Genomic DNA, 22,703 nt, shown 5'->3' on the forward strand with positions numbered 1-22,703 from the left:
GCCGGGACGATCCCGCGCCTCATCCTCGGGGACGTCATCCTCAGGGCCGACCCGCCGGGACGAAACGGGCGTGGCGTCCACCGGGCGGATCGAGGCCCAGGGCCGATGCGGGTCCCGGCCGCCGTGCGCCAGCGTTGTGCGCGTGATCGAAGTCAGGGAATTGACCAAACGCTACGGCGGCGCCCTCGCCGTGGACCGGCTGTCCTTCGAGGTGGGCCCCGGGCGGGTGACCGGCTTCCTCGGCCCCAACGGCGCGGGGAAGACCACCACCATGCGGGCCCTGCTCGGCCTGTGCGCCCCCGCCTCGGGCGCGGCGCTCGTCGGCGGACGCCCCTACGCCGCGCTGCGCCGGCCGCTGCGTCACGTCGGAGCCCTGCTCGACGCCGGGGCCGTGCACGGCGGGCGGCGCGCGCTGGACCACCTCGGATGGCTCGCGCGCAGCAACGGCATCGGCGCGGCGCGCGTGCCGGAGGTTCTGGAGCAGGCCGGCCTGGCCGGGGTCGCCCGGCAGCGGGTCGGCGGGTTCTCCCTCGGCATGAAGCAGCGGCTCGGCATCGCCGCCGCGCTGCTCGGCGACCCCGGCGTGCTGGTGTTCGACGAGCCGGTCAACGGGCTGGACGCCGACGGCGTGCGGTGGATACGCGGGCTCATGCGCGAGCTGGCGGCGGGCGGGCGCACGGTGCTGCTGTCCAGCCACCTGATGAGCGAGATGGAGCTCACCGCCGACCGGCTCATCGTCATCGGGCGCGGCCGGCTCGTCGCCGACACCTCCGTGCGCGACCTCGCCGAACGCTACCGGCGGGGCGTCCTGGTGCGTTCGCCCCGCGCCGGCGACCTGGCCCGCGCGCTGGCCGAGGCCGGGGCGGAGGTGACCGCCGAGCCCGGCGGCGGCCTGTCGGTGCGCGGGATGGAGGCCCCGGCGATCGGCGACCTGGCCGCACGCCACGGGATCCCCCTGCACGAGGCGACCCCGCGCGGCGCGTCGCTGGAGGAGGCGTACCTCCGCCTGATCGAGGACGCGGCCGAGCACCGCGCCGCCACCGGGACGGGGGCCTCGCGATGACCGGCACGGACACCGCCCCCTCCGCCATGCGGGAGATGGGCGACGCGGCCGGCGCGGAGTGGGTGAAGCTGCGGTCGGTGCGCTCGACCTATTACGTGCTCGGCGTGGCCCTGCTGATCGTGGCGCTCACGGCCCTGCTGAGCCTGCAGGCGGTGAGCGCGTGGGACGCCGCGTCACCGGAGCTCCGCGCCCGGTGGCGCGGCATCACGGCCGAGGAGTACTTCCTGCCGTTCGTCCAGCTGGTGATCGGCGTGCTCGGGGTGCTCACGATCACCTCGGAGTACGCCTCGGGCATGGTCGGCGCCGCCCTGCTCGCGGTCCCGCGGCGCGGGCGGCTGCTCGCGGCCAAGGCGGTGGTGCTCGCGGCGGTGTCGTTCGCCGCCGGTGTGGTCGTGCTGTCCGGCGTCGCCGCGGCCGCCGGATGGGTCCGGGGCGACCGGCCGATTCCCGGCTTCGAGGCGTCGTTCACGCAGCAGGTTCCCCTGCTCGTGTGCATGGGCCTGTCGGTGACGGTGGTGGCGCTGGTGGCGTTCGGCCTGGCCACGCTGACGCGCTCGACGGCGGGCGCCGTCGTCGCCGTGGCCGGCCTGACGTTCGTGCTCCCGACGCTCGCGCTGGGGTTCCTGCCCGAGCCGTGGAACGTCCGGCTGGCCAGGATCCTGCCCGCGAACCTGCCGGACCAGCTCGCCGGCGTGGCTCCGGACCCCGACATCCCGCAGGGGCCGTTCGCGCGCAGCGGCGGCCTGCCACCGCTCGCCGCGCTGGCCGTGGCGGTGGCCTACGTCGTCGTGACGCTGGGGGCGGCGGCGGTCGCCTTCTCCCGCAGGGATCCCTGAACCCACGCCGCCCGGAGCGCCCGTCCTACGGCTTGCGGCCCACCGCGGCGTACATGTTGGTGGCCGTGTCCGGGAGAGGCTCGTCCCCCGGGGCCGGGTGCCAGCGGGGCATCGGGACGACGCCGGGGTCGAGCAGTTCCAGGCCGGTGAACAGGCGCTCCACCTCGGCGCGGCCGCGCAGGTACATCGGGATGCCGCGGCCGGTGTACTCGCGGGCCAGGCGCTCCGACTCCGGGGCGAGGTCGCCGGTGGGGATGGTGATGGCGAGGTGGCTGCCCGAGGCGAGCGGCCGCAGGAGCGCCTCCACCACCTGCCGGGCGTGCTCCACGAACTGGAGCGTCGCTATCACGGTCAGCGCGACCGGCCGGGAGAGATCGATCACCTGGTGGAGTGTGGCGTCCGCGAGGAGCGTCTCGGGGGCGCGCATGTCGGCCTGGATGTAGGCGATGCGCCCCTCGGGCGTGCCGGTCAGCAGGGCGCGCGCGTGCGTCAGCACGATGGGGTCGTTGTCGACGTAGACGATGCGCGCGTCGGGCGCGGTCTCCTGGACCACCTCGTGCAGGTTCGGCGACGAGGGGATGCCGGTGCCGACGTCGATGAACTGCCGCATGCCCAGGCCGGTGAGGTGGCGGGCCATCCGGTGCATGCAGGCGCGGTTGGCCAGCATCGAGGTGCGCAGTCCCGGCCAGCCGGCCAGCACCGTGGCCGCGGTCTCCCGGTCGGCGGCGAAGTTGTCCTTGCCGCCCATGATGTAGTCGTAGACCCGCGCCGAGTGCGGCCGGTCGGTCTGCAGGTCGACCGGGGCGTTCCGGTCCTGGGGGGCGTCCGACATCTCTGGTCACTGCCTTCCGTTCGCTCCCGCCGTACGGTCACGGCCGCGCACTCAAGATCAACCTTAGTGTGCGGAACCATCCACATACCGCCGGTTCCCTCATATCGTGCCTGTGCCGCACCGCCTGGGGAACCAGGTGACCCGGATGGTCCGCCGGGCGGGGCCGGCGGGGCCGGAATCAGGGGCCCCTATGGGGCCCCGGAAAGGCGATCACGCCCCTGACCGGCCATGTCTTCCCCCAGCACGGGTGAATGTTGTCTATTGTTTCGACGTGCCGATGAAAAATCAGGACTCTCTCAACGACCCTCACGCGGCCGTGCCGCGACCCCGCCCCGACCAGGCCACGGTCGTCGTCGCCCCACCGCACGACACGCCCGGTTCCTGGGCGGGCGCGCCGAGCGCCGTCCTCAGCGACGGGGTGATCTACCTGGCCTACCGCCTCCGCCGGCCTATCGGCGAGGGGCGCGGCTACGCCGTCGTGGTCGCCCGCTCCGCCGACGGTGAGCGCTTCGAGACGATCTACACGCTTCAGCGTGAGGAGGTGGACACCGAGTCCCTGGAGCGCCCCGCGCTGGTCCGCACCCCCGAGGGACTGTGGCGGCTCTACATCAGCTGCGCCACCTACGACTCCAAGCACTGGCGGGTGGAGTTGCTCGAAGCGACCGACCCGTCCCGGTTCGACCCGGCCGCCCGGCAGGTCGTCCTGCCAGGGGACCCCAAGACCGGGGTGAAGGACCCGGTGATCGTGCGTCACGACGGCGTGTGGCACCTGTGGGCCTCCTGCCACCCGCTCGCCGACCCCGGCGAGGAGGACCAGATGGTCAGCGACTACGCCACCAGCGAGGACGGCGTGGTCTGGACCTGGCACGGCACCGCGCTCAGCGGCCGTCCCGGCTGCTGGGACTCCCGCGGCGCCCGGGTCACCACGGTGGTCAGGCACGAGGGCGCGCTCGTCGCCGCCTATGACGGCCGCGCCACCGCGGGGGAGAACTACGAGGAGCGCACGGGCCTCGCCACGGGCTCCGACCACGCGACGCTGACCCCGGTCGGTGAGGAGCCGTTCGCCGTCTCGCCGTACGGCGGGCTGCGCTACCTCGACATCGTCGAGCTCCCCGACGGCCGCAAGCGCCTGTACTACGAGTACACCCGGCAGGACGGCGCCCACGAACTGCGCACCGAACTGCGCTGACCCGGCGAGCCCCTAGGGCGAACCCCGGCATCGGGACGGGCGAGGGGTCCCCTGCCGGGGATTCGCCAACGAACCGGAGCTATCACTCCGTATGATGGGCGGAGGCCGCCCGCCCCGTGGGTGGCCGCGCCCATCGCAGAGACGCACGGGAGCCGCTCATGGAGCACGTCGGGACCACCGAGTCCGCCGGGTTGCCGGCGGGCGGCGCGGGGGGAGTCGTCGGCCGGTATTTCGCCATGTGGAACACCGGTGACTGCGCCGCGGCGGAGGAGATCGTCGCGCCGGGCTGGGGCGACCACGCCCATCCCGAGGTGCGCGGCCCGGAGGGGGTGCGCGAGGCGGTGGCACGGGTCCGCGCGGCCCGTCCCGGCCTGCGCTTCGCCATCGAGGCGTATCTGGGCGACGGCGAACTGGTGGCGGCCGTGGGCACGGCGGCGGCCGGCGCGAGCGACGCGGGCACGCCGCTGATCTGGCTGGTCCGTCTCGAGGGCGGCCGGATGGCCGAGATGTGGACCTACGCCGGCGCCGCGGGTCAGGTGATGCCGGCGGGCCTCCGGGTCAGGGGAGGCGCGGGCGGCCGTTGCGGGCCTGGCGCTGGCCCGGTGGGCGGTCGCCCATGAGGCCGCCCGAGCGTTCGCGGGGGCGCAGCCAGTCGCCGAAGTCCTCGCCCGTGACCTCCTGGAGCAGGGCGATGTCCTCCTCGAAGCGCGGGATGAGGGCCTGGCGCTGCTCCCAGCTCAGCGGGCGGCGCGGCCTGCCGTTGTCCTGGAGCGCGCCTTCCAGCGACTCGGTGAGGCGGCCCGCGAGCGGGCCGGGCAGGTGGCGCCCGACGGCGGCCCCGGCGCGGATCACGCGGGACAGCGCCTGGTGGCGCAGCGTCCGCTCGGGATGGGCGGTGACGTTCTCGCGCGGCACCTCGGAGATGACGCCCCGTTCCACGCCGAGGAACCCGCAGATGCGGTCGAGGGTCTTCAGCGGCTCGTCGACGAGGTCGCGGTAGCGGAACACCAGCACGTTGTCCCGTGGGAACAGCCCGTACAGGTGGCGAAGCTGCTCGCCGTACCTGCCGAGCGCGACGTAGTGCCAGAAGGCCGACCACCCCGCCGCGATCCTGCGTTCCTCCTCGGCGCAGGCGCGCACCACGTCGCCCACGGGTTCGAGCCCGGCCGACCACAGGTGCGTCCAGTTGGAGTGCGCCCGCTCGACCGGGTCGCGCAGGACGACGATGAGCCTGGCGTCCGGGATCGCCGCGCGGATGCGGAGCTGCGCCCCCCGGTCGTACAGGTAGAACGGCGTGGACTCGCCCTTGAGCGTGCCCGGGGGCGCGGCGTCGAACAGCGCCTCGTAGTCGTCGCGGCGCCATACGTGCTCGCGGAAGGTCTGCGCGTCTCCCGGACCGCCGCGTGTGGGCGGCGGTCCGTCGGTGAGGAAGTGCTTGGGCTCCTTGACGGCGGACAGGAAGAGCGCCGGGTGTCGGGCGAGCGCCGCGTGCAAGGCCGTGGTGGCGGCCTTGGGGGCTCCGATCACCAGGAAGTCCGGTAGAGCCATCCGATCCCCTCGGTGAAGACGGCAATATGGATCATTATACCCACTTAATACATAGGAAAAGGGGATATTGCCGGAGCATGGCGATCACTTGGCCGGAAGTGGCCGCATCAGGAGGGATTTCGTTCTTCCCGGGAGGAACGCGACACTCCCCGGGCGGATGGCACGGGCGCGGGGTGGGATGTCCTCAGGTGAGCGTGGCGCCGACGAGATGGCCGATGCCGAAGGTGACGGCGGCGGCGGCCGCGCCCAGCAGGAGCTGCCTGGCGCCGCTCGCCAGGGGAGAGCGCGAGGTCAGCCGTCCCACCACGGCGCCCGTGCCGGCCAGCCCGAGGGCGGTCAGCACGATGGCGGCGACCACCGAGGTGAAGCCGAACAGGAAGGGGAGGACGGGGACGAGCGCGCCGATCGAGAACGCCACGAACGACGACCCGGCCGCCAGCCACGGCGAGGGCAGGTCGTCGGGGTCCACCCCGAGCTCCTCGCGGGCGTGCACCCGCCAGGCGACGTCGTCGCGGCTGTGGAGCTGCCGCGCCACCTCCCGGGCCAGCTCGGGCGTGAGGCCGCGCGACTCGTAGAGGGCCGCCAGCTCGTCCTCCTCCGCCTGCGGGTTCCTGGCGATCTCGAGGCGCTCGACGGCGATCTCGGCGAGCGTCATCTCCGACTGGGAGCGCACCGAGGTGTACTCGCCGGTGGCCATCGAGAACGCCCCGGCGGCCAGCCCGGCGAGCCCGGCCACGGTCACGGTCTTGGCACCGGCGCCGCCGCCCACCACGCCGGCGATCAGCGAGGCGTTGGACACGAGCCCGTCCATCACGCCGAACACGGCGGGGCGCAACCAGCCCCCGGTCACGTCCCTGTGGCGGTGGTGGATCTCAGCCCTTGTCATACCAGAACTGTACAAATGCCAAGCGCTGCCGGGTGAACGGGCGTGTCATTCGTCGGCGGCGTCCTCCGGGGTGCGCCGGGCCAGCGCCGCCAGGACGGCCAGGGCCTCGGACAGGACCTCCACGGGCGGGGAGGCGAGGCCGAGGCGCACGGCCGAGGGCGCGCTGCGGGCGCTGACGGCGAAGGACGCGGCCGGCGTGACCGCGATGCCCCGGCGCGCCGCCGCCGCGACGAAGGTCTCGGCGCGCCACGGCGGGGGCAGCTCCCACCAGGAGAAGTAGGCGTGTGGATCGGTCCGGACGGCGAACCCGGCCAGGTGGCGCGCGGCCACCCGCTGGCGCAGCGCGGCGTCGCGGCGCTTGGCCCGCTCGACCTCGGCCACGGCGCCGTCCGCGATCCAGCGGGCCGCGGCCGACAGGGCGAAGCCGGTGGCCGTCCAGGCCCCCGACCGCAGCGCGGCGGCGACGGGCGCCGACAGCTCGGCGGGGGGCAGCGCGAACCCGGCCGTCAGGCCGGGGGCCAGCCGCTTGGACAGGCTGTCGGCGAGAACGGTGCGCTCGGGGGCGAGCGCGGCGAGCGGCGGCTCGCCGTCCTCGCGGAGGAAGGCCCAGATCGCGTCCTCGACGGCGTACAGCCCGAGGGCGCGCAGCGTGGCGGCCAGGTCCGCGCGCCGCGCGGGCGGCATGGTGAGGCCGAGCGGGTTGTGCAGGGTGGTCTGCAGGTAGACCGCGCGCAGCGGGGCCCGGCGGTGCGCGGCGGCCAGCGCGTCCGGGCGCATCCCGGCCTCGTCGGCGGCGACGGGGACGAGCGTGACGCCGAGCCGTCCGGCGATGGCCTTGATCATGGGGTAGGTGAGGGCGTCGACGCCGAGCCGTCCTCCGGCGGGGATCAGCGCCGCGACCGCGCCCGCCACCGCCTGCCTGCCGTTCCCGGCGAACAGCACCCGCGCCGGGTCGGGCTCCCAGCCGCCCCTGGCGATCAGCCGGGCCGTCGCCTCGCGCGCCTCGGGCGTGCCGGACGGCCCGGCCGGGAGCAGGGCGGAGGCCAGCACGTCGGGCCGCAGGAGGCCGCCGAGCGCCCCGGCGAGCAGGGCGGCCTGCCCTTCGACGACCGGGTAGTTGAGCTCCAGGTCGACACGCGCGGCGCCGGGCTCGACCAGGGACGGTCCCGGGGACCGCTCCCCGGCCCTGACGAACGTGCCCCGGCCCACCTCTCCGGTGACCAGCCCGCGGCGGCCGAGCTCCCGGTACACGCGGGCGGCGGTGGAGCCCGCGATGCCCCGGCGGCGGGCGAACGCGCGCTGGGGCGGCAGGCGGTCGCCGGGACGCAGCCGCCCGGCGGCGATGTCGGCGGCCAGGGCGTCCGCGATGCTCCGATAGTCCTCCACCACGCCTCGTCTCATTCGACGGCAAAGCCAGCTATTGCACCGAGCGCAAAGATAGCATTGCACCGAGGTCGGCGCCCCTTCTAGCATCGCTCTCAGCGCGGCACACGACCGCGCGGGACGGGGGATCCGGTGAAGGTCAGGACGGGGCGCGCGGTCGTGAACGGCGTCACGATCGCCTACGACGACGCGGGCGCCGGCGAGCCCCTGGTACTCGTGCACGGGCACCCTTTCGACCGCTCGATGTGGGCGCCGCAGATCGCCGCGCTCGCCGGTCCCGCCCGGCGCGTCGTCGTGCCCGACCTGCGCGGCTACGGGGAGAGCGGGGTCGTCCCCGGCACGACGCCACTCGGCGCGTTCGCGCGCGACATCGCCGCCCTGCTCGACCACCTCGGGCTGGACCGGGCCGTGATCGGCGGCCTGTCGATGGGCGGCCAGATCGTCATGGAGTTCTACCGCCTCTTCCCCGAGCGGGTGCGCGGGCTGCTGCTCGCCGACACCTTCGCCGGGGCCGACACGGCCGAGGGCCGGCGGGCCCGGCGGGGCCAGGCCGAGCGCCTGCTGCGCGAGGGCATGGGCCCCTATGCCGAGGAGGTGCTGACCAAGATGATCGCCCCCTACAACGTCGCGGCCCGGCCCGAGGTCGCCGCGCACGTGCTCGGCATGATGCGCGCCGCCCCGCCCGCGGGGGCCGCGGCGGCGCTGCGCGGCCGGGCCGAGCGCCCTTGCTACGGGGACCTGCTGGGCACGGTCACGGTGCCGACGCTGGTCGTGGTCGGCCGGGACGACGAGTTCACCCCCGTGTCCGACGCCGAGTACATGCGCGACCGCGTCCCCGGGGCCGCGCTCGTGGTGATCGAGGGCGCCGCCCACCTGCCCAACCTGGAACGCCCACGGCGGTTCAACCAGGCTCTCCGCGGCCTGCTGTCCGCCGTCGAGGACGCCGCCGCCCTGGCGTCCTAGGCCGCCGCGCCCCCTGATCGCTTCCCGGGGGCGCGGCGGCGGGTCTCACGCGCGGACGGCGGGCCCGGCGGGCTCGGCCGAGGAGGCCGTCCGCGCCGCGGTGCCCGGCTCGACGCGGCGCAGCAGCACCATGGCGAGGACGGCCGCCGCCGCCATGACCACCGCCCCGGCCGCCGCCGTCACGTTCATCCCCTGGGTGAAGGCGTCCCTGGCCGCGCGCAGCAGCGCGTCCCCGGCCGGGCCGGACACCCGCGCGGCCTCGGCGACCGCGGCCGCCAGCGTGCCGCCCGCCGCTTCCGCCGCCTCCGGGGACAGCCCTTGGATCGACGGCTCCGCCATCCGCCCGCCGTAGACGGCGGCGCCGACGCTGCCGAGCACCGCCATCCCGAGCGCCCCGCCGAACTCGGTGCTGGTCTCCGACAGCGCGGACGCGGCGCCGGCCCGCTCGGGCGGCGCGGCGGTGAGGATCATGTCGGCGGTCAGCGTGGCCGCCATCAGGACGCCGGAGGCCAGCGCCGACACGGCCGTCACGAACAGCCACAGCGGAGAGTCGGCCCGCAGCGCCGCCAGCAGCAGCGACCCGCCGGCGGCGACGAACAGGCCCACGGCCAGCGCGTGCCCGGGACGCGTCCGCCGCGCCAGCGTTCCCGACAGGGTGACGCCCGCCACGATGGCCGGGACCACGGCCAGCGACCACAGCGCGGCGGCGAAGGGCCGCATGTCCAGGACGAGCTGAAGGTACTGGTTGGTGTGGAGCGATCCGCCGATGAAGCCGAACATCACCACGATGTTCACCGCGAGGGAGGTGCCGGACGTGCGGTGCCGCAGCAGGGCCGGCTCGATCAGCGGGGCCGCGGCGCGGCGCTGCCGGTGGAGGAACACGGCGCCGAGGAGGAGCCCGCCGCCGAGGCAGAGCAGGGGGAGGGGCGCGACCCCGCCGACCGCCGTCTCCTTGACGCCGTAGATGACGGCGATCACGGCGGCCAGCGACAGCAGCGCGCCGGACACGTCGAAGCGGCCGGGGGCGGGGACGCGGAACTCGGGGAGCAGGACCGGGCCGAGGACGAGCAGCAGCGCCATCGCGGGCACGTTGACCAGGAACGCCGAGCCCCACCAGTAGTGCTCCATCAGGAAGCCTCCGACGATGGGGCCGATCACGGCTCCCCCGGTCATGCCGCCGGTCCAGATCGCGATGGCGGACTTGCGCTGGAGCGGGTCGTGGAACATGGTGCGGATCAGCGCCATCGTGGACGGCATCAGCGTGGCCCCGGCCAGGCCCAGCAGCGCGCGGGCCGCGATCAGCGCCTCGGCGCTGCCGGAGTAGGCGGCGGCCACCGAGGCGGCGCCGAACGCCCCGGCTCCGGCGATCAGCAGCCGGCGGCGGCCGATCCTGTCGCCGAGGGCGCCCATCGTGATCAGCATGCCGGCCAGCACGAACCCGTAGATGTCCATCATCCAGAGCTGCTGGGTGCCGGTCGGGGTCAGATCGGCGCTGATGAACGGCAGCGCCAGGAACAGCACGCTGAGGTCCATCGAGACGAGCAGGCAGGGCAGCACGAGCACGGCCAGGCCGATCCATTCCTTGCGGCCGGCCCTGGCCGTGGTGCCGGTGACGTCCGGTTCCGCCATGTCGGGAGCTCTCCTTCGGGGTGCGGCGGGTCGCTGTCCCGCACACCCTCGACGGGGGCGCTGACCGTGCGCGCACCGGACGCTGACCGTGCCGGGCCGGGTCTCGAACCGGTCAGACCCGCGTCAGACCCGCGTCAGGCCCGCGCGGTCTCGGGCGCCGGGGCGTCGGCGGGGGCCGCGGCGGGCGGGGCGCCGCGCAGGACGGTCAGGGCCAGCACCAGCGAGGCTAGCAGCAGGCCGGTCGCGACCGTGAAGGCCAGGTGGAACCCGCCGGTCAGCGCGGCGGCGCGCTCCGCGCCCCCCGCGAGGGCCGTGTCGGTGGAGGCGGCGGCGATCGTGCCGAGGACGGCCAGGCCCACGGCGCCGCCGACCTGCTGGGTGGTGTTGAACAGCCCCGAGGCGAGCCCGGCGTCGTCGGGACGCGCGGCGGACATGGCCAGGGTGGTGAGCGCGGTGATCGCCAGGCCGAAGCCGGCGCCCGACAGCATGGTGGGCAACAGGTCGGTCACGTAGCGGGCGTCGGCGGCGGGCAGCCGGGTCAGCAGGCCGATGCCCACGGTCAGCAGCGCGAGCCCGGCGACCAGCACCCGGCGCTCGCCGAACCGGGCGATCAGGGGGGCGGCGACGAGCAGCGTGACCACCGCGATCGCCGCGGCGCAGGGCAGCATGGCGAGGCCCGTCTCCCCGGCGCTGTAGCCGAGGACGTTCTGCATGTAGAGGGCGATGAGCACCTGGAAGGAGAACAGCGCCGAGACCATGAGGGCCTGGATCACGTTGGCGCCGGTGACGTTCCTGGAGGCGAACACGCGCAGGGGGAGCAGCGGCTTCTCGGCCCGGGCCTGCCGCACGACGAAGGCCGTGAGCAGGACCGCCGACACCGCGCCGAAGCCGAGGGTGTGCGCGGAGGCCCAGCCGCGCCCCCCGGCCTCGACGATCGTGTAGACGCCCAGCATCAGCCCGGCGGTGACCAGCGCGGCGCCGAGGAGGTCGGCGCCCGCGCGCAGGCCGAGGCCGCGGTCGGCCGGCAGCACCCGCACGGCGAGCACGATCGCCAGCACGCCGATGGGCACGTTGACGAAGAAGATCCAGTGCCAGCTCAGGCCCTGGGTGAGCACGCCGCCGAGCACCTGGCCGAGCGAGGCGCCGCCCGCGCCGACGAAGCTGAACGCGCCGAACGCCTTGGCGCGCCCGGCGGGCTCGGGGTACAGCGTCACGATCATGCCGAGGCTGACGGCCGAGGCCATCGCGCCGCCGAGACCCTGCAGGAACCGCACGGCGATGAGCATCTCCGGCCCGCTCGCCAGCCCGCACAGCGCGGAGGCGGCGCTGAAGATCGCGAGCCCGGCCACGAACACGTGCCTGCGGCCGACGAGGTCGCCGAGCCGTCCGGCCAGCAACAAAGAACCGCCGAAGGCGATCATGTAGGCGTTGACGGTCCAGGTCAGGCCGGAGGGGGTGAAGCCGAGGTCGCGCTGCATGGCGGGGAGTGCCACGGTGACGATCACCCCGTCCAGGACGATCATCAGCATCCCGGCGCACAGGATGGCGAGCGCCAGGGTGCGCGAACGCGCGGAGGTGGACATGTCTCTCCTGTTCGGTAGAACGACAGAAGAGACCGTAGCAGATACTCTGCTAACAGACTATCTCTCAAAGGATCACTTGCGCGATTGGCGCGGCCTCCGCACCGGCCTGTCGCACTCGACGGGCTTGGCCAGCTCGCCGTCGACCAGGCGGGCCAGCGCGTCGACGAACCCCTGCCGCTGGTCCTCGGGCAGGAATCCCAGCACCTCGGCGTGCACCCGGTCGACGATCTCCTGGCCGCGCCGCACGTTCTCCTCGCCGAGAGGCGTGACCGCGACGATGCGCGCGCGCCGGTCGGTCGTGGACGGGCGGCGCTCGGCCAGGCCCTCGCGCTCCAGCTCGTCCACGGTCACGACCATGGTCGTCTTGTCCAGGTCGGTCATCTCGGCGATCTGGATCTGCGTGCGCTCGGCCTCCATGGCGTGGAACAGCACGCAGTGCGCGCGCGGCGAGCTGCCGATCTCGGCCAGCGCGGCGGTGAGCCGGGTGGTCATCACGTGGGCGGCGTGCGCGAGCATGCCGGTGAGGTCGCGGACGGTTCTGGAAGGCGCGGGCGTGCTCATGCCTCCGAGAATACGTCAGGTAACGGATAGTTTTGTAGCGGGACTAGTCTGCCGGCGTGTTCGCCCGCCCGCACGCCTGGGGCCTTTCGCGCGGGCGGCACGGCGCCCTGACAGACTGGCGGTCGTGACCAAGCTCGATCGGTTCACCGCGAGTCGCCCGCGGCTGCTCGGGCTGGCCTACCGCATGCTCGGCGAGGCCGCCGAGGCCGAGGACGTCGTACAGGACGCCTACCTGCGCTGGGAGAAGAGCGGCGAGGTCGCCGTGCCGGACGCCTGGCTGACCAAGGTGGTCACCAACCTGTGCCTGAACCGCCTCACCTCGGCCCGTGCCCGCCGCGAGTGCTACGTGGGCACGTGGCTGCCCGAGCCGGTCCCCACCGGCGACGGCGCCCTCGGCCCGCTGGAGACCGTCGAGCAGCGCGAGTCGCTGTCGTTCGGCATGCTCCTGCTGCTGGAGCGGCTCACCCCGCCCGAGCGCGCCGCCTTCGTCCTGCGCGAGGCGTTCGGCCACGGCCACCGCGAGATCGCCGAGATCCTCGACGTCGACGAGGCCCACGCCCGCCAGCTCTACCACCGGGCACGCGCGCACGTCGGCGAGCCGCGCAAACGCTTCACCACGACGCCGGAGGAGACCACCCGGATACTCGAGCGCTTCCTGGCCGCCGCCGCCCGGGGCGACGTGGCCGCGCTGGAGCGCATGCTCGCCGAGGACGCCGTCTCCTGGGCCGACGGCGGCGGCAAGGCCCCCGCCGCGCCGCATCCGATCGCCGGGCGCCTCCGGGTGCTGCGCTTCGTGCTCGGCGTGGCCAGACGCCTGATCAAGGAGCGGGCCGAGGCGTCGATCGCCATGGTCAACGGCGGGCCCGCCCTGCTCTCCTGGCACCAGGGCACGCTGATCGCCCTCACCGTCCCCGAGTTCGCCGACGGCCGGGTCACCGCCCTGCGCACGATCACCAACCCCGACAAGCTCGCCTACGTCGCCGCCCGCACGCGGTGACCGCGGTGTGACGGGGTTCACACCCCGCGGGTGTCACGGACGCTCCCTCTCGCCGGTTCAAGACGCGACGAAGGGAGAACGACATGTCACCTCACATCGTGGTCCTCGGGGCGGGCTACTCCGGGCTGGTCGCCGCGAAGCTCCTGGCGGCGGAGAGCGGCGTCCGCGTCACGCTCGTCAACGCGGGCGACCGGTTCACCGAGCGCGTGCGCCTGCACCAGCTCGCCGCCGGGGAGACCCTGCGCGACCTGCCGCTGCGCGACCTGCTCGCCGGCACCGGCGTCGAGCTCGTCCTCGCCCGCGTGACGGCGATCGACACCGGCGCCCGCGCGGTGCGCCTGGCCGGGGACCTCCCCGACCTCTCCTACGACACGCTGGTCTACGCCCTCGGCAGCGGCGCCGACCTCGACGCGGTGCCCGGCGCCGCCGAGCACGCCCACGCCGTCGCCGCACCGGACCAGGCCGGGCGGCTGCGCGCCCGCATGGCGGAGGCGGCCACGGTCGCCGTGGTCGGCGGCGGCCTGACCGGCATCGAGTCCGCCGCCGAGCTGGCCGAGGCCCACCCCGGGGTCAAGGTGCGGCTGGTGACCGGCGGCGTCCTCGGCGAGGGGCTGTCCCGGCGCGGACGGGGGCACGTGCGGCGCGTGTTCGCCCGGCTCGGCGTCGAGGTCCGCGAGCACGCCGAGGTCGCCGAGGTGCGCGCCGACGGCCTGGTCCTCCAGGACGACGAGCATCTCGCCGCCGACACCGTGGTCTGGACGACCGGCTTCCGCGTCCAGGACCTGGCCCGGGAGGCCGGGATCGCCGTGGACGAGCGGGGCCGCGTACGCGTCGACGCCACGCTGCGCTCGGTGTCCCACCCGGACGTCTACGGCGCCGGCGACGCGGCGGCCGTGCGGGGGCCGGGCGGGCGTGAGCTGCGCATGGCCTGCGCCACCGGCATCCCCACCGGCCAGACGGCCGCGCGCGCCATCGCCGCCCGGCTCGCCGGGCGGGAGGCCAGGCCGCTGCGCTTCCGCTTCTTCAACCAGTGCGTGAGCCTCGGCCGGCACGACGCGCTGGTCCAGTTCGTGCGCGCCGACGACACCCCGCGCGAGGCCGTGCTCACCGGCCGCCTGGCCGCCCTCTACAAGGAGGGCATCGTCCGCGGCACGATCATCGCGATGCGCCACCCCGCGGTCCCGTCCTCCCTGTGACCCCCGCACGCCGCGCCGGACGACCGGGGGCGGCCCGCGCCGCCCCCATCCCGCCTCCGCTCAGGCGGGGTGGGACAGGCCCTGGCCGAGGCCGCCGTCCACCGCGAGATCCGCGCCGGTGGTGAAGGTGGCCTCGAAGGCCAGGAACAGGACCGCGGCGGCGACCTCCTCGCTGGTGCCGTGCCGGCGCATCGGGGTGACGGCGTCCCCGAGCCGTTCGAACGCGGCGCGCTCCTCCTCGGTGGCGTCCACGGCGCCGAGCGTGGGCGTCCTGATGAAGCCCGGGCTCACGGTGTTCACCCGGACGCCGCGCGGCAGCAGCTCGGCGGCGAACACCTGGGCGAACGACCGCAGCGCGGCCTTGGTGCCCGAGTAGACGCTCATGCCGGGGGTGCCGGAGCCCACCGTGACCGAGGTGGTCAGCACGAACGACCCGCCGTCCCTGACCAGCGGGGCGAGGCGGCGCATGGTGAAGTACGCCCCTTTGGTGTTGACGTCGAACTGCCGGTCGTAGTCGTCCTCGGTGACGTCCTGAAAGGGGTGCAGGGTGGCGACCCCGGCGTTGACGAACACCAGGTCCACCCGGCCGAGCCGTTCCCCGGCGAGCGCGGCCAGGGCGTCGATGTCGCCGAGGTCGGCGGTGTCGGAGCGCACGACGTGCGCGCCGGGTCCGAGCTCCTCTCGCGCCGCCCGCAGGTTGTCCTCGTTGCGGCCGGTCACCACGACCCGCGCGCCGCCCGCCACCAGCGCCTTGGCCGTGGCGAGGCCGATGCCGATCGTGCCGCCGGTGATGACGGCCGTCCTGCCACTGTACGGGGGAGGGGTATGCGTGATCGCGGGCATGCGGGCTCCGTTTCTCGTCGGGGGGATGACGCGACGTGGCGCGGCGGCGGTGCGCCGCCGGCCTCCGGTCGCACGGGCAAGCCTCGTGGCCGCCGCCGGAACCGGCAAGTACCTACTATTTTGTGCGGTACCCACCTACCGGTCAGTTAGGACGGTCACGCATGTCGAGACAGCCCTACGCGTGCGGCCTGGACGCCGCCGTCGACGTCATGGGCGGCAAGTGGAAGGCGCGCATCCTGTGGCGGCTCAGCGAGGGCACGCGGCGCTTCGGGGAGCTCAGGCGCGACATCCCCGGCATCAGCGAGAAGATGCTGATCCAGCAGCTGCGCGAGATGGAGGCGCACGGGCTGGTGCGCCGCGAGATCCACCGGCAGGTCCCGCCCAAGGTGGAGTACTCGCTCACCGGGTTCGGGGCGTCGCTGAACGCCGCGCTGGAACCGCTCGGCGAGTGGGGGCACGCCCACATGGAGCGCATCGCCGCCGCGCAGGAGTCCCTGGAACAGGAGAGGGCGAGGCCGCGCGGCGCGCGGCCGTAGCCCGGGTCAGGACACGGGCGTGGAGGCGGACTCCACCGGCGCGCGGCGCCGGCCGAGCGTGCCCGCGAGCAGCAGCACCGCGACCATGAGCACCGTCACCACGCCGAACGACACCGGCAGGCTGGTCTGGGCGGCGATGCCGCCGATCGCGCTCGGCGCGATGAAACCGGAGCTGTAGCTGAGCGTGGCCACCCCGGCCACGCCTTCGCTCGGCGTGCGCGCGGCGTTGCCGGCCGCGGCGAAGGCCAGCGGCACCACCACGGCCACGCCCAGCCCGATCAGCATGAAGCCGGCGACGGCGGGGACCGGGGAGCGGGCGAGGACGACGAGCACCCCGCCGAGCGCCGCGAGCAGCCCGCTGATCCGTACGGTCACGACGGCCCCGAGGCGCCGGACCACCATGTCGCCGGACAGCCGCCCCACCGCCATGGTGAGCGCGAACGCCGTGTAGCTCATCGCCGCCAGGCCCGGCGACGCTCCCGCCACGTCCCTGAGGTAGACGGCGCTCCAGTCCGCGCCCGCGCCCTCGCCGAAGACCGCGCAGAAGCCGATCAGGCCGAGCAGCAGCACCGAGCGGGACGGCAGCACGAAGTGCGCGGGGGCCTCCTGGTCGTCGCGCGGGCGCACGTCCAGCAGGTGGCGGCCGATGACCAGGCCGACGGCGAGGAGCACCGCGGCCGTGACGCCGAGGTGGATCCGGGCGTCGACCCCGAAGTGCGCGGCCAGCGTGCCCGCCGCCCCGCCCGCCAGGCCGCCGACGCTCCACATGCCGTGCAACCCCGACATGATCGAGCGGCCCATGCGCTGCTCGACCACGACGCCCTGCTCGTTCATGCCGACGTCGCACATGCCCGCCGACGCGCCGAACACCAGCAGCGTCACCCACAGCACGCCGAGGTCGGGCGCCACCGCGGGGAGCGCGAGCATCACCGACCACAGGGCGAGCAGCACGCGGGTGGCGGGGCGGTTGCCGAAGCGGTGGATGACCCGGCCGGCCATCGGCATCGCGATCAGCGACCCGACGGCCGGGGCGAGCAGCGCCAGGCCCAGCTCGCCGGGACCGGCCTGCACGTGGTCCTGGATCCAGGGGATGCGGGTGGCGAAGGAGCCGCTCACGGCGCCATGGACGGCGAAGGTCATCGCGACGGCCACGCGGGCTCGTCTCAGCGCGCGTGAGTCCACGGCACCGAACCTAACAGAAAAGACGTTTCCGATCACTTGCTCGCGAATGGGAAGGGCGGCGCCGGGGCCGCGTCCACGAGGGCGGCCCCGGCGCCCAGACCTAGCGGCCCACGCCGGCGCGGCTGCCCTCCTCGGACGGCGTCGCGTCCAGGTGGTGGCGCAGCCGCTCTCCTTCGATGTCGAGGTCGGGCAGGGCCCGGTCCAGGGGACGGGGCAGCCACCACGCGGCGCGGCCGAGCAGCGACATCACCGCGGGCACCAGCGTCATGCGGACCACGAACGCGTCGATGAACACGCCGACGGCCAGCGCGAACCCGATCGACTTGATGATCGGGTCGGAGGTGAACACGAACCCGGCGAACACCGAGATCATGATCAGCGCGGCGGCCGTCACCACGCGGGCGTTCTCGCCGAGGCCGTTGATCGTGGCCTGCCGCGCGGTGTCGCCGTGCACGTAGTCCTCGCGCATCTTGGACACCAGGAACACCTCGTAGTCCATGGCCAGGCCGAACAGGATGCCGATGAGGATGATGGGAAGGAAGCTGACCAGCGGTCCGGGGGTGTCCACGCCGACCAGGTTCGCCAGCCGTCCGTCCTGGAACACCGCCACGGTGACGCCGAAGGTGGAGCCGACGGTCAGCAGGAACCCGGCCGCGGCCTTGAGCGGCACCAGCAGCGAGCGGAACACCAGCATCAGCAGCAGGACCGACAGGCCCACCACGATGATCAGGTAGACGGGCAGGGCGTCGGCGAGCTTGGCGGAGATGTCGATGCCGACCGCCGTGGTGCCGGTCAGCGAGACCTCCGCCCCCCGGACGCCGGTCAGCTTCGCGCGGATGGCGTGGACGGTGTCCTCGGTGGCGGCGTCGGTCGGGCCGGTCGTGGGGATGACCGCCACCAGCGCGGTGGTGCCGGACTGGTTGAACTGCGGCGGCGCCACCGCCGCCACGCCCCGCACGCCGCCGATGAGCGCGCCGGCCTGCTGGGCGGCCGCGCGGGTGGTCCCGGCGTCACCGGCGGACACCACCGTGACGAGGCGGCCGTTGAACCCCGGGCCGAACCCCTCGCTGATCATGTCGTAGGCCTTGCGCTCCGAGGAGTCCTCGGCCGCGGTCCCGGCGTCGGGCAGGGCCAGGTGCATGCCGGTGACCGGCAGGGCCAGCGCGCCGAGCGCCAGCACCCCGGCCAGCAGCACCGGCACGCGCAGCCGGGTGATCAGGCGGCCCCAGCGGTAGCCGAACCCCTCCTTGACGGGGGCGGCGGTCCCGGCGGCGCGGTGCCGGCGGGGCAGGATCTTGGTGCCGGTCCAGGCGAGCACGGCCGGCAGCAGGGTGAGGGCGACCAGCACGGCGACGGCCACGGTGGCCGCGGCGGCCAGGCCCATGGCGGTGAGGAACGGGACGCCGACCACCGACAGGCCGGCCAGGGCGATGACCACGGTGGCGCCCGCGAACACCACCGCGGAGCCCGCGGTGCCGATCGCGCGCCCGGCGGCCTCCCGCGCGGGGACGCCCTCCAGCAGGTACTGGCGGTACCGGGAGGTGATGAACAGCGAGTAGTCGATGCCGACGGCCAGGCCCAGCATCAGCGCCAGCACGGGGGTGGCGTCGTTGAGCTCCACCACGCCGGTCAGCGCGTACAGCCCGGCCATCCCGACGCCGACGCCGACCAGGGCGTTGACCAGCGTCATCCCGGCGGCCACCAGGGAGCCGAACGTGATGATCAGCACCAGCGCGGCGACGACGACGCCGATCGACTCGGTGGCCCCGTCGAAGTGGAACTCCCTGACGACCTCGCCGCCGACCTCCACCCGCGTGCCGCCGCCCTGCGCGTCGCGGGCGATGTCCCGGTAGGCGGCGCGCTGCGCGTCGGTGATGTCGGGAAGCTCGTCCACGAACTGGACCGTGACCAGCGCGTAGCGCCCGTCCCGCGACAGCGCCCCCACCTGGAACGGGTCGAGCGCCGCGGCGACGCCGGGGATCGCGGCGGCCTTCTTGACGACCGGGGCCACGTCGGCCGGGGACAGTTTCGCGCCCTGCGGGGCGGCGACCACGATCGTGCCGGTCGCGCCGCCGCTCTGCGGGAAGCGGTCGCGCAGCGCGTCCATCGCGCGCTGCGACTCGGTGCCGGGCATGCGGAACTCGCCGGTGGTCGCGCCGCTGAACGCGGCGGCCGCGCCGCCAAGCAACCCCAGCACCAGCAGCCAGATCGCCACGACCAGGCCGCGGCGCCCGAAGCACCATCGGCCGAGCCGGTACAGCAAGCTCGCCATGAGCAGAAAGCCTTTCCTTGGGGGATCTCGGGGGAAGGCGGCGCGAATCGGCCGCGGTCGCCGGGCATCGGCGAAGATCGGAGGAGTGCCGGGAGCGTGCCTCAGCCGCGGTCGCGGCCCAGGGTGCGCAGCGCGGCGGCGGCCATCGCCTCGCGCAGCGTGTCGTCGTCGTACGGAAGGTCGGCGGCCCCGGTGACGAACATGCCGGTCAGTGCCATGAAGGCGGCCACCTGGTCGTACGGGTCCCGCGAGCCGCCCGCCAGCGCGCCGGTCAGGCGGTGCTCGATGCCGTCGATGCCGCCGATGTCGAGGGCGGCCAGCAAGGTGACGTCGGCGACGTTGTCGAACAGCAGCTTCATCTCGCGGCGGTAGCGCAGGATGAGGTCGACGAAGGCCCGGACCGTGGTCTCGGCGTCCGCCCGCGCGCCGAGGGCGTCCAGGCGGGCGAGCAGCGCCGCCGCCTCGTTGCCGACCGGCAGCAGCAGCTCGGTGAGGATCGCCTCCTTGTTGGCGAAGTGGTACAGCAGCGACGCCTTGGAGCAGCCGACGTCGGAGGCGATGTCGGCCAGCGACGTGCCGCGGAAGCCGTGCTGGCCGAACAACCGCAGCGCCGCGGCGAGGAGCTGGTCACGCAGACCGGTGGAAGAGCGGGCCACGCGACCACCATACTGTCCGATCGGTCAGGTCTGTCCGAACGGTCAGGGAAGAGCGTGTGAACTTGGTCACGAGATGTGCCGGACGCGGGCGTCCCGGGCGGGAGAGACCCCGCCCGGGACGTGATCGGGCGGGGTCTCTCCCGCCCGGAGGGTTCTCCTCTAGGCCAGCGGGATGGTCATGTCGTCCTGGATGCGGGCCGGGGTGAGGGCGATGTCGTAGACGCGGACCTCGTCGATGAGACCGGCGAAGTGCTCGTTGCGGACATGGTTGGCGCCGACCCTGAAGAGGCCGCTGTCGAAGACCAGCCGCCCGGAGGCCGGCGCCGAGGCGGTCTCCTCGCCGTTGACGTAGAAGCGAAGCGTCGTGCCGTCATAGGTGGCGGCGATGTGCGACCAGGTGTCGAGCGGCGGCGTGACCGGGCTGGCGACGCTCTTCTCCGTGTCGCTCGTGAACCGTGCGCCGTCGGTGTAGAGGGCGTAGGACAGTCCGTTCGCGCGTTCCTTCGACACGATCGGGCGCGACCCCGACAGCGCGGACGGCCGCACCCACGCCTCGAGGGTGAACGCGCCGGTGGTCCTGACGAAGGGGTTGTCCCAGGTCGAGAAGACGGAATTCGTCCCGTCGAACGCTATGGACTGCCCGAACCGGCCCGTGTCCGTGAAATCGCAGTAGTACAACTGCCCGGGGTTCTCGTGCCCCGACCCGTCGAGCATGTGGTCGTTGAACCCGTAGGCCGCGACCAGGCCCTGCTGGGACCGGGTGAAGGTGGCCTGGCCGGAGGGCGGGCCCGCCTTGCCGGCGGTGTCCCTGGGCACGACGCGGTAGTAGTGGGTGCCCACCGGCAGGAGTTCGGTGTAGGTGGTGCCGGTGACCAGGGCGACGCGGGTGTTCGCGCGCGGGACGAAGTCCCGCGATACGGAACGGTGCACCTCGTAGGACGCCACGCCGTGGTCGTCGTTCGCCGCGCCCCACCGGAGCGTCGCCGAGTCCGCTCCCGTCACGGTGAGCGTGCCGGGGGCGGAGGGCGGGTCGTCCGGGCCGGTGTCCTCGTTGATCGGAGTCGTCATGTCGCTCTGGATCCGGGCCGCAGTCAGGGCCACGTCGTAGATCCGCAGTTCGTCGAGGAGGCCGGTGAAGTACTCACCCCAGACCCAGTTGCCGCCGATGCTGAGCTCGCCGCCGTCGTAGGTCACCGAGCCCGCGGCGGGCGAGGAGGCGATCAGCGTGCCGTTCACGTAGAACCGCAGGTCCTCGCCGTCGTAGGTCGAGGCGACGTGCGACCAGGTGTCGACCGGCAGCCGGTCCTCGTCGGTGACGCTGTTCTCACCGTCGCTCACGAACCATGAGCTGTGGGCGTAGAGCGCATAGGACAGGCCGTTCGATCGCTGTTTGAGCAGGATCGTCCGCCACCCCTCGACGTCGTCCGGCCGCACCCACGCTTCGAGCGTGAACGCGTCGGAGACCCGCAGAGAAGGGCTGTCCGGGACCGAGACGACAGTGGAGTGCGAACCGTTGAGCGACAGCGCCTGGCCGAATTTGCCGGTCTGCTCCCATAAAGGACTGATCGCTATTCCGTGGTTGCCGTTTCCCGACGAGTCGCCCGTCGAACCGTCGAACCCGTACGCCGCGACCAGGCCGTCCTCGGAGGCGGCGGCGGGAGGCGCGGTCGTCACGATGGCGCTCAGCAGTGCCGTGCATAAGCCGATGAGCATGACAAAAATGCGTTTTAGCTGCATGTTTATCCCCACAGGGTCAGGAGAGGTCCCTCGGCCCCTGATCTGTATCACTGATTTGTCAGGAAATATCAGGGTGTGGCCGATGTTGGACGTCGCACGCGGCCGCCCCTTCGCCCTCCGCCCGCGCTCCGACGATTCCAGTCGCCTTGACGAGGAAGATTGTCGGATGGCAGGGTGGGCCTCATGCTGGATGTGGCGGTGATCGAGGACCCGGCCGCGGCCGAGGTCTCCCTGGACCCTGTGCGGGCGCGCCTGCTGTCGGAGCTCTCGCGGCCGGCCTCGGCGACCATGCTGGCGGCCAAGGTCGGCCTTCCGCGGCAGAAGGTGAACTACCACCTCAAGGCCCTGGAGCGGCACGGCCTGGTCGAGCTGGTCGAGGAGCGCCGCAAGGGCAACGTCACCGAGCGCGTGATGCGCGCCACCGCGGCCTCGTACGTGATCTCGCCCGTCGCGCTGGACGCGGTCGCCCCCGACCCGTCCCGCTCGCCCGACCAGCTCTCCGCGCGGTGGCTGCTCGCCCTCGCCGCCAAGCTGGTGCGCGACGTGGGCACGCTCATCACCGGCGCCGCACGGGCGCGCAAGCCGCTCGCGACGTTCGCCATCGACGGGGAGATCCGCTTCGCCTCGGCCGCCGACCGCGCCGCCTTCGCCCAGGAGCTCGCCGCGGCGGTGACGGCCCTGGTCGGCAAGTACCACCACGAGGGCGCGGAAGGCGGGCGCGACCACCGGGTCGTCGTCGCCGTCCACCCCGCCGTGCCCTCCGCCGCCGCGCCGGCGGAGGCGGACCGATCCACGACGCAGGAGACCTGAC

21 protein-coding genes are annotated in these 22,703 nt (G+C 73.9%); 9 read left to right on the forward strand and 12 right to left on the reverse strand.

Translation table 11 applies throughout. The annotated features are described in order from the left end of the window. Window positions 1-142 precede the first annotated feature (142 nt). The gene (locus BJ981_RS34800; protein ID WP_184617587.1) at window positions 143-1,063 is read left to right on the forward strand and encodes an ABC transporter ATP-binding protein; all 921 of its coding nucleotides are present in this window, start codon (window positions 143-145) and stop codon (window positions 1,061-1,063) included. Next, on the forward strand, window positions 1,060-1,899 hold the full coding sequence (locus tag BJ981_RS34805) for an ABC transporter permease (protein WP_239139098.1): 840 nt from the start codon (window positions 1,060-1,062) through the stop codon (window positions 1,897-1,899). Before BJ981_RS34800 ends, BJ981_RS34805 begins: the two co-directional genes overlap by 4 nt. A gap of 25 nt (window positions 1,900-1,924) precedes the next feature. Here the strand turns inward: BJ981_RS34805 and BJ981_RS34810 are convergent, their stop codons facing one another. Further along, window positions 1,925-2,731: an SAM-dependent methyltransferase gene (locus tag BJ981_RS34810; protein WP_184617588.1), complete on the reverse strand. Its 807-nt coding sequence runs from the start codon at window positions 2,729-2,731 to the stop codon at window positions 1,925-1,927. A 277-nt stretch (window positions 2,732-3,008) separates the two neighbouring features. Between BJ981_RS34810 and BJ981_RS34815 the strand changes: the two genes are divergently transcribed. Both BJ981_RS34815 and BJ981_RS34820 read left to right on the forward strand, forming a co-directional pair. After that, on the forward strand, window positions 3,009-3,920 hold the full coding sequence (locus tag BJ981_RS34815) for a glycoside hydrolase family protein (RefSeq protein WP_184617788.1): 912 nt from the start codon (window positions 3,009-3,011) through the stop codon (window positions 3,918-3,920). A gap of 158 nt (window positions 3,921-4,078) precedes the next feature. Next, window positions 4,079-4,540 carry a nuclear transport factor 2 family protein gene (locus BJ981_RS34820; RefSeq protein WP_184617590.1) on the forward strand — a complete coding sequence of 154 codons (462 nt, stop codon included), beginning with the start codon at window positions 4,079-4,081 and terminating at the stop codon, window positions 4,538-4,540. Here BJ981_RS34820 and BJ981_RS34825 read toward each other — a convergent pair. The 3 genes from BJ981_RS34825 to BJ981_RS34835 form a co-directional block, all read right to left on the reverse strand. Beyond that, the gene (locus BJ981_RS34825; protein WP_184617591.1) at window positions 4,479-5,468 is read right to left on the reverse strand and encodes a sulfotransferase family protein; all 990 of its coding nucleotides are present in this window, start codon (window positions 5,466-5,468) and stop codon (window positions 4,479-4,481) included. The two genes, BJ981_RS34820 and BJ981_RS34825, sit on opposite strands and share 62 nt — an antisense overlap. 184 nt (window positions 5,469-5,652) lie before the next feature. Next, window positions 5,653-6,354 (reverse strand): VIT1/CCC1 transporter family protein, encoded by a 702-nt coding sequence (locus tag BJ981_RS34830; protein ID WP_184617592.1) that lies wholly within the window; start codon window positions 6,352-6,354, stop codon window positions 5,653-5,655. 45 nt (window positions 6,355-6,399) lie between these two features. Then, window positions 6,400-7,743 (reverse strand): aminotransferase-like domain-containing protein, encoded by a 1,344-nt coding sequence (locus BJ981_RS34835; protein ID WP_239139097.1) that lies wholly within the window; start codon window positions 7,741-7,743, stop codon window positions 6,400-6,402. Between the two features lie 126 nt (window positions 7,744-7,869). Here BJ981_RS34835 and BJ981_RS34840 point away from each other — a divergent pair, with 126 nt between their 5' ends. Continuing rightward, window positions 7,870-8,700 (forward strand): alpha/beta fold hydrolase, encoded by an 831-nt coding sequence (locus tag BJ981_RS34840; protein ID WP_275422289.1) that lies wholly within the window; start codon window positions 7,870-7,872, stop codon window positions 8,698-8,700. Window positions 8,701-8,745: 45 nt separating this feature from the next. Here the strand turns inward: BJ981_RS34840 and BJ981_RS34845 are convergent, their stop codons facing one another. The 3 genes from BJ981_RS34845 to BJ981_RS34855 form a co-directional block, all read right to left on the reverse strand. Then, window positions 8,746-10,329 (reverse strand): MFS transporter, encoded by a 1,584-nt coding sequence (locus BJ981_RS34845; RefSeq protein ID WP_184617594.1) that lies wholly within the window; start codon window positions 10,327-10,329, stop codon window positions 8,746-8,748. A gap of 134 nt (window positions 10,330-10,463) precedes the next feature. After that, the gene (locus BJ981_RS34850; protein ID WP_184617596.1) at window positions 10,464-11,912 is read right to left on the reverse strand and encodes a DHA2 family efflux MFS transporter permease subunit; all 1,449 of its coding nucleotides are present in this window, start codon (window positions 11,910-11,912) and stop codon (window positions 10,464-10,466) included. Between the two features lie 72 nt (window positions 11,913-11,984). Next, window positions 11,985-12,473, reverse strand: a complete 489-nt coding sequence (locus BJ981_RS34855) for a MarR family winged helix-turn-helix transcriptional regulator (RefSeq protein ID WP_184617598.1) — start codon at window positions 12,471-12,473, stop codon at window positions 11,985-11,987. Window positions 12,474-12,597: 124 nt separating this feature from the next. On the opposite strand from BJ981_RS34855, the gene sigJ reads away from it, so the two are divergent. Both sigJ and BJ981_RS34865 read left to right on the forward strand, forming a co-directional pair. Then, window positions 12,598-13,470, forward strand: a complete 873-nt coding sequence (gene sigJ, locus BJ981_RS34860; RefSeq protein ID WP_239139096.1) for an RNA polymerase sigma factor SigJ — start codon at window positions 12,598-12,600, stop codon at window positions 13,468-13,470. A gap of 83 nt (window positions 13,471-13,553) precedes the next feature. Next, window positions 13,554-14,666, forward strand: coding sequence for an NAD(P)/FAD-dependent oxidoreductase (locus tag BJ981_RS34865; RefSeq protein ID WP_184617599.1), 1,113 nt, complete (start codon window positions 13,554-13,556; stop codon window positions 14,664-14,666). Between the two features lie 60 nt (window positions 14,667-14,726). Here BJ981_RS34865 and BJ981_RS34870 read toward each other — a convergent pair whose 3' ends face one another. After that, a complete protein-coding gene (locus BJ981_RS34870; RefSeq protein WP_184617601.1) occupies window positions 14,727-15,509 on the reverse strand; it encodes an SDR family oxidoreductase in 783 nt (260 codons plus the stop codon). 161 nt (window positions 15,510-15,670) lie between these two features. On the opposite strand from BJ981_RS34870, the gene BJ981_RS34875 reads away from it, so the two are divergent. Next, window positions 15,671-16,045: a winged helix-turn-helix transcriptional regulator gene (locus BJ981_RS34875; protein WP_184617602.1), complete on the forward strand. Its 375-nt coding sequence runs from the start codon at window positions 15,671-15,673 to the stop codon at window positions 16,043-16,045. A 6-nt stretch (window positions 16,046-16,051) separates the two neighbouring features. Here the strand turns inward: BJ981_RS34875 and BJ981_RS34880 are convergent, their stop codons facing one another. From BJ981_RS34880 to BJ981_RS34895, 4 genes are all read right to left on the reverse strand, one after another. Next, window positions 16,052-17,227 (reverse strand): MFS transporter, encoded by a 1,176-nt coding sequence (locus BJ981_RS34880; protein ID WP_239139095.1) that lies wholly within the window; start codon window positions 17,225-17,227, stop codon window positions 16,052-16,054. 100 nt (window positions 17,228-17,327) lie between these two features. Continuing rightward, the gene (locus BJ981_RS34885) at window positions 17,328-19,499 is read right to left on the reverse strand and encodes an MMPL family transporter (protein WP_184617604.1); all 2,172 of its coding nucleotides are present in this window, start codon (window positions 19,497-19,499) and stop codon (window positions 17,328-17,330) included. Between the two features lie 101 nt (window positions 19,500-19,600). After that, complete coding sequence (locus tag BJ981_RS34890) at window positions 19,601-20,155, reverse strand: TetR/AcrR family transcriptional regulator (RefSeq protein WP_184617605.1); 555 nt, start codon at window positions 20,153-20,155, stop codon at window positions 19,601-19,603. 159 nt (window positions 20,156-20,314) lie between these two features. After that, on the reverse strand, window positions 20,315-21,868 hold the full coding sequence (locus BJ981_RS34895) for a LamG-like jellyroll fold domain-containing protein (protein WP_184617606.1): 1,554 nt from the start codon (window positions 21,866-21,868) through the stop codon (window positions 20,315-20,317). A 207-nt stretch (window positions 21,869-22,075) separates the two neighbouring features. Between BJ981_RS34895 and BJ981_RS34900 the strand changes: the two genes are divergently transcribed. Then, window positions 22,076-22,702 (forward strand): ArsR/SmtB family transcription factor, encoded by a 627-nt coding sequence (locus BJ981_RS34900; protein ID WP_184617607.1) that lies wholly within the window; start codon window positions 22,076-22,078, stop codon window positions 22,700-22,702. Window position 22,703: the final 1 nt, after the last annotated feature.

Origin of the sequence: Sphaerisporangium krabiense (genome assembly GCF_014200435.1) — a bacterium.
GTDB lineage: Bacteria > Actinomycetota > Actinomycetes > Streptosporangiales > Streptosporangiaceae > Sphaerisporangium > Sphaerisporangium krabiense.

What these genes read in the sequence shown, in the direction of transcription:
- BJ981_RS34805 (WP_239139098.1), top strand. Translation starts at nt 1,060, where the DNA reads ATGACCGGCACGGACACCGCCCCCTCCGCCATGCGGGAGATGGGCGAC.
- BJ981_RS34810 (WP_184617588.1), bottom strand. Translation starts at nt 2,731, where the DNA reads ATGTCGGACGCCCCCCAGGACCGGAACGCCCCGGTCGACCTGCAGACC.
- BJ981_RS34815 (WP_184617788.1), top strand. Translation starts at nt 3,009, where the DNA reads ATGAAAAATCAGGACTCTCTCAACGACCCTCACGCGGCCGTGCCGCGA.
- BJ981_RS34820 (WP_184617590.1), top strand. Translation starts at nt 4,079, where the DNA reads ATGGAGCACGTCGGGACCACCGAGTCCGCCGGGTTGCCGGCGGGCGGC.
- BJ981_RS34825 (WP_184617591.1), bottom strand. Translation starts at nt 5,468, where the DNA reads ATGGCTCTACCGGACTTCCTGGTGATCGGAGCCCCCAAGGCCGCCACC.
- BJ981_RS34830 (WP_184617592.1), bottom strand. Translation starts at nt 6,354, where the DNA reads ATGACAAGGGCTGAGATCCACCACCGCCACAGGGACGTGACCGGGGGC.
- BJ981_RS34845 (WP_184617594.1), bottom strand. Translation starts at nt 10,329, where the DNA reads ATGGCGGAACCGGACGTCACCGGCACCACGGCCAGGGCCGGCCGCAAG.
- BJ981_RS34850 (WP_184617596.1), bottom strand. Translation starts at nt 11,912, where the DNA reads ATGTCCACCTCCGCGCGTTCGCGCACCCTGGCGCTCGCCATCCTGTGC.
- BJ981_RS34855 (WP_184617598.1), bottom strand. Translation starts at nt 12,473, where the DNA reads ATGAGCACGCCCGCGCCTTCCAGAACCGTCCGCGACCTCACCGGCATG.
- BJ981_RS34865 (WP_184617599.1), top strand. Translation starts at nt 13,554, where the DNA reads ATGTCACCTCACATCGTGGTCCTCGGGGCGGGCTACTCCGGGCTGGTC.
- BJ981_RS34870 (WP_184617601.1), bottom strand. Translation starts at nt 15,509, where the DNA reads ATGCCCGCGATCACGCATACCCCTCCCCCGTACAGTGGCAGGACGGCC.
- BJ981_RS34875 (WP_184617602.1), top strand. Translation starts at nt 15,671, where the DNA reads ATGTCGAGACAGCCCTACGCGTGCGGCCTGGACGCCGCCGTCGACGTC.
- BJ981_RS34885 (WP_184617604.1), bottom strand. Translation starts at nt 19,499, where the DNA reads ATGGCGAGCTTGCTGTACCGGCTCGGCCGATGGTGCTTCGGGCGCCGC.
- BJ981_RS34895 (WP_184617606.1), bottom strand. Translation starts at nt 21,868, where the DNA reads ATGCTCATCGGCTTATGCACGGCACTGCTGAGCGCCATCGTGACGACC.
- BJ981_RS34900 (WP_184617607.1), top strand. Translation starts at nt 22,076, where the DNA reads ATGCTGGATGTGGCGGTGATCGAGGACCCGGCCGCGGCCGAGGTCTCC.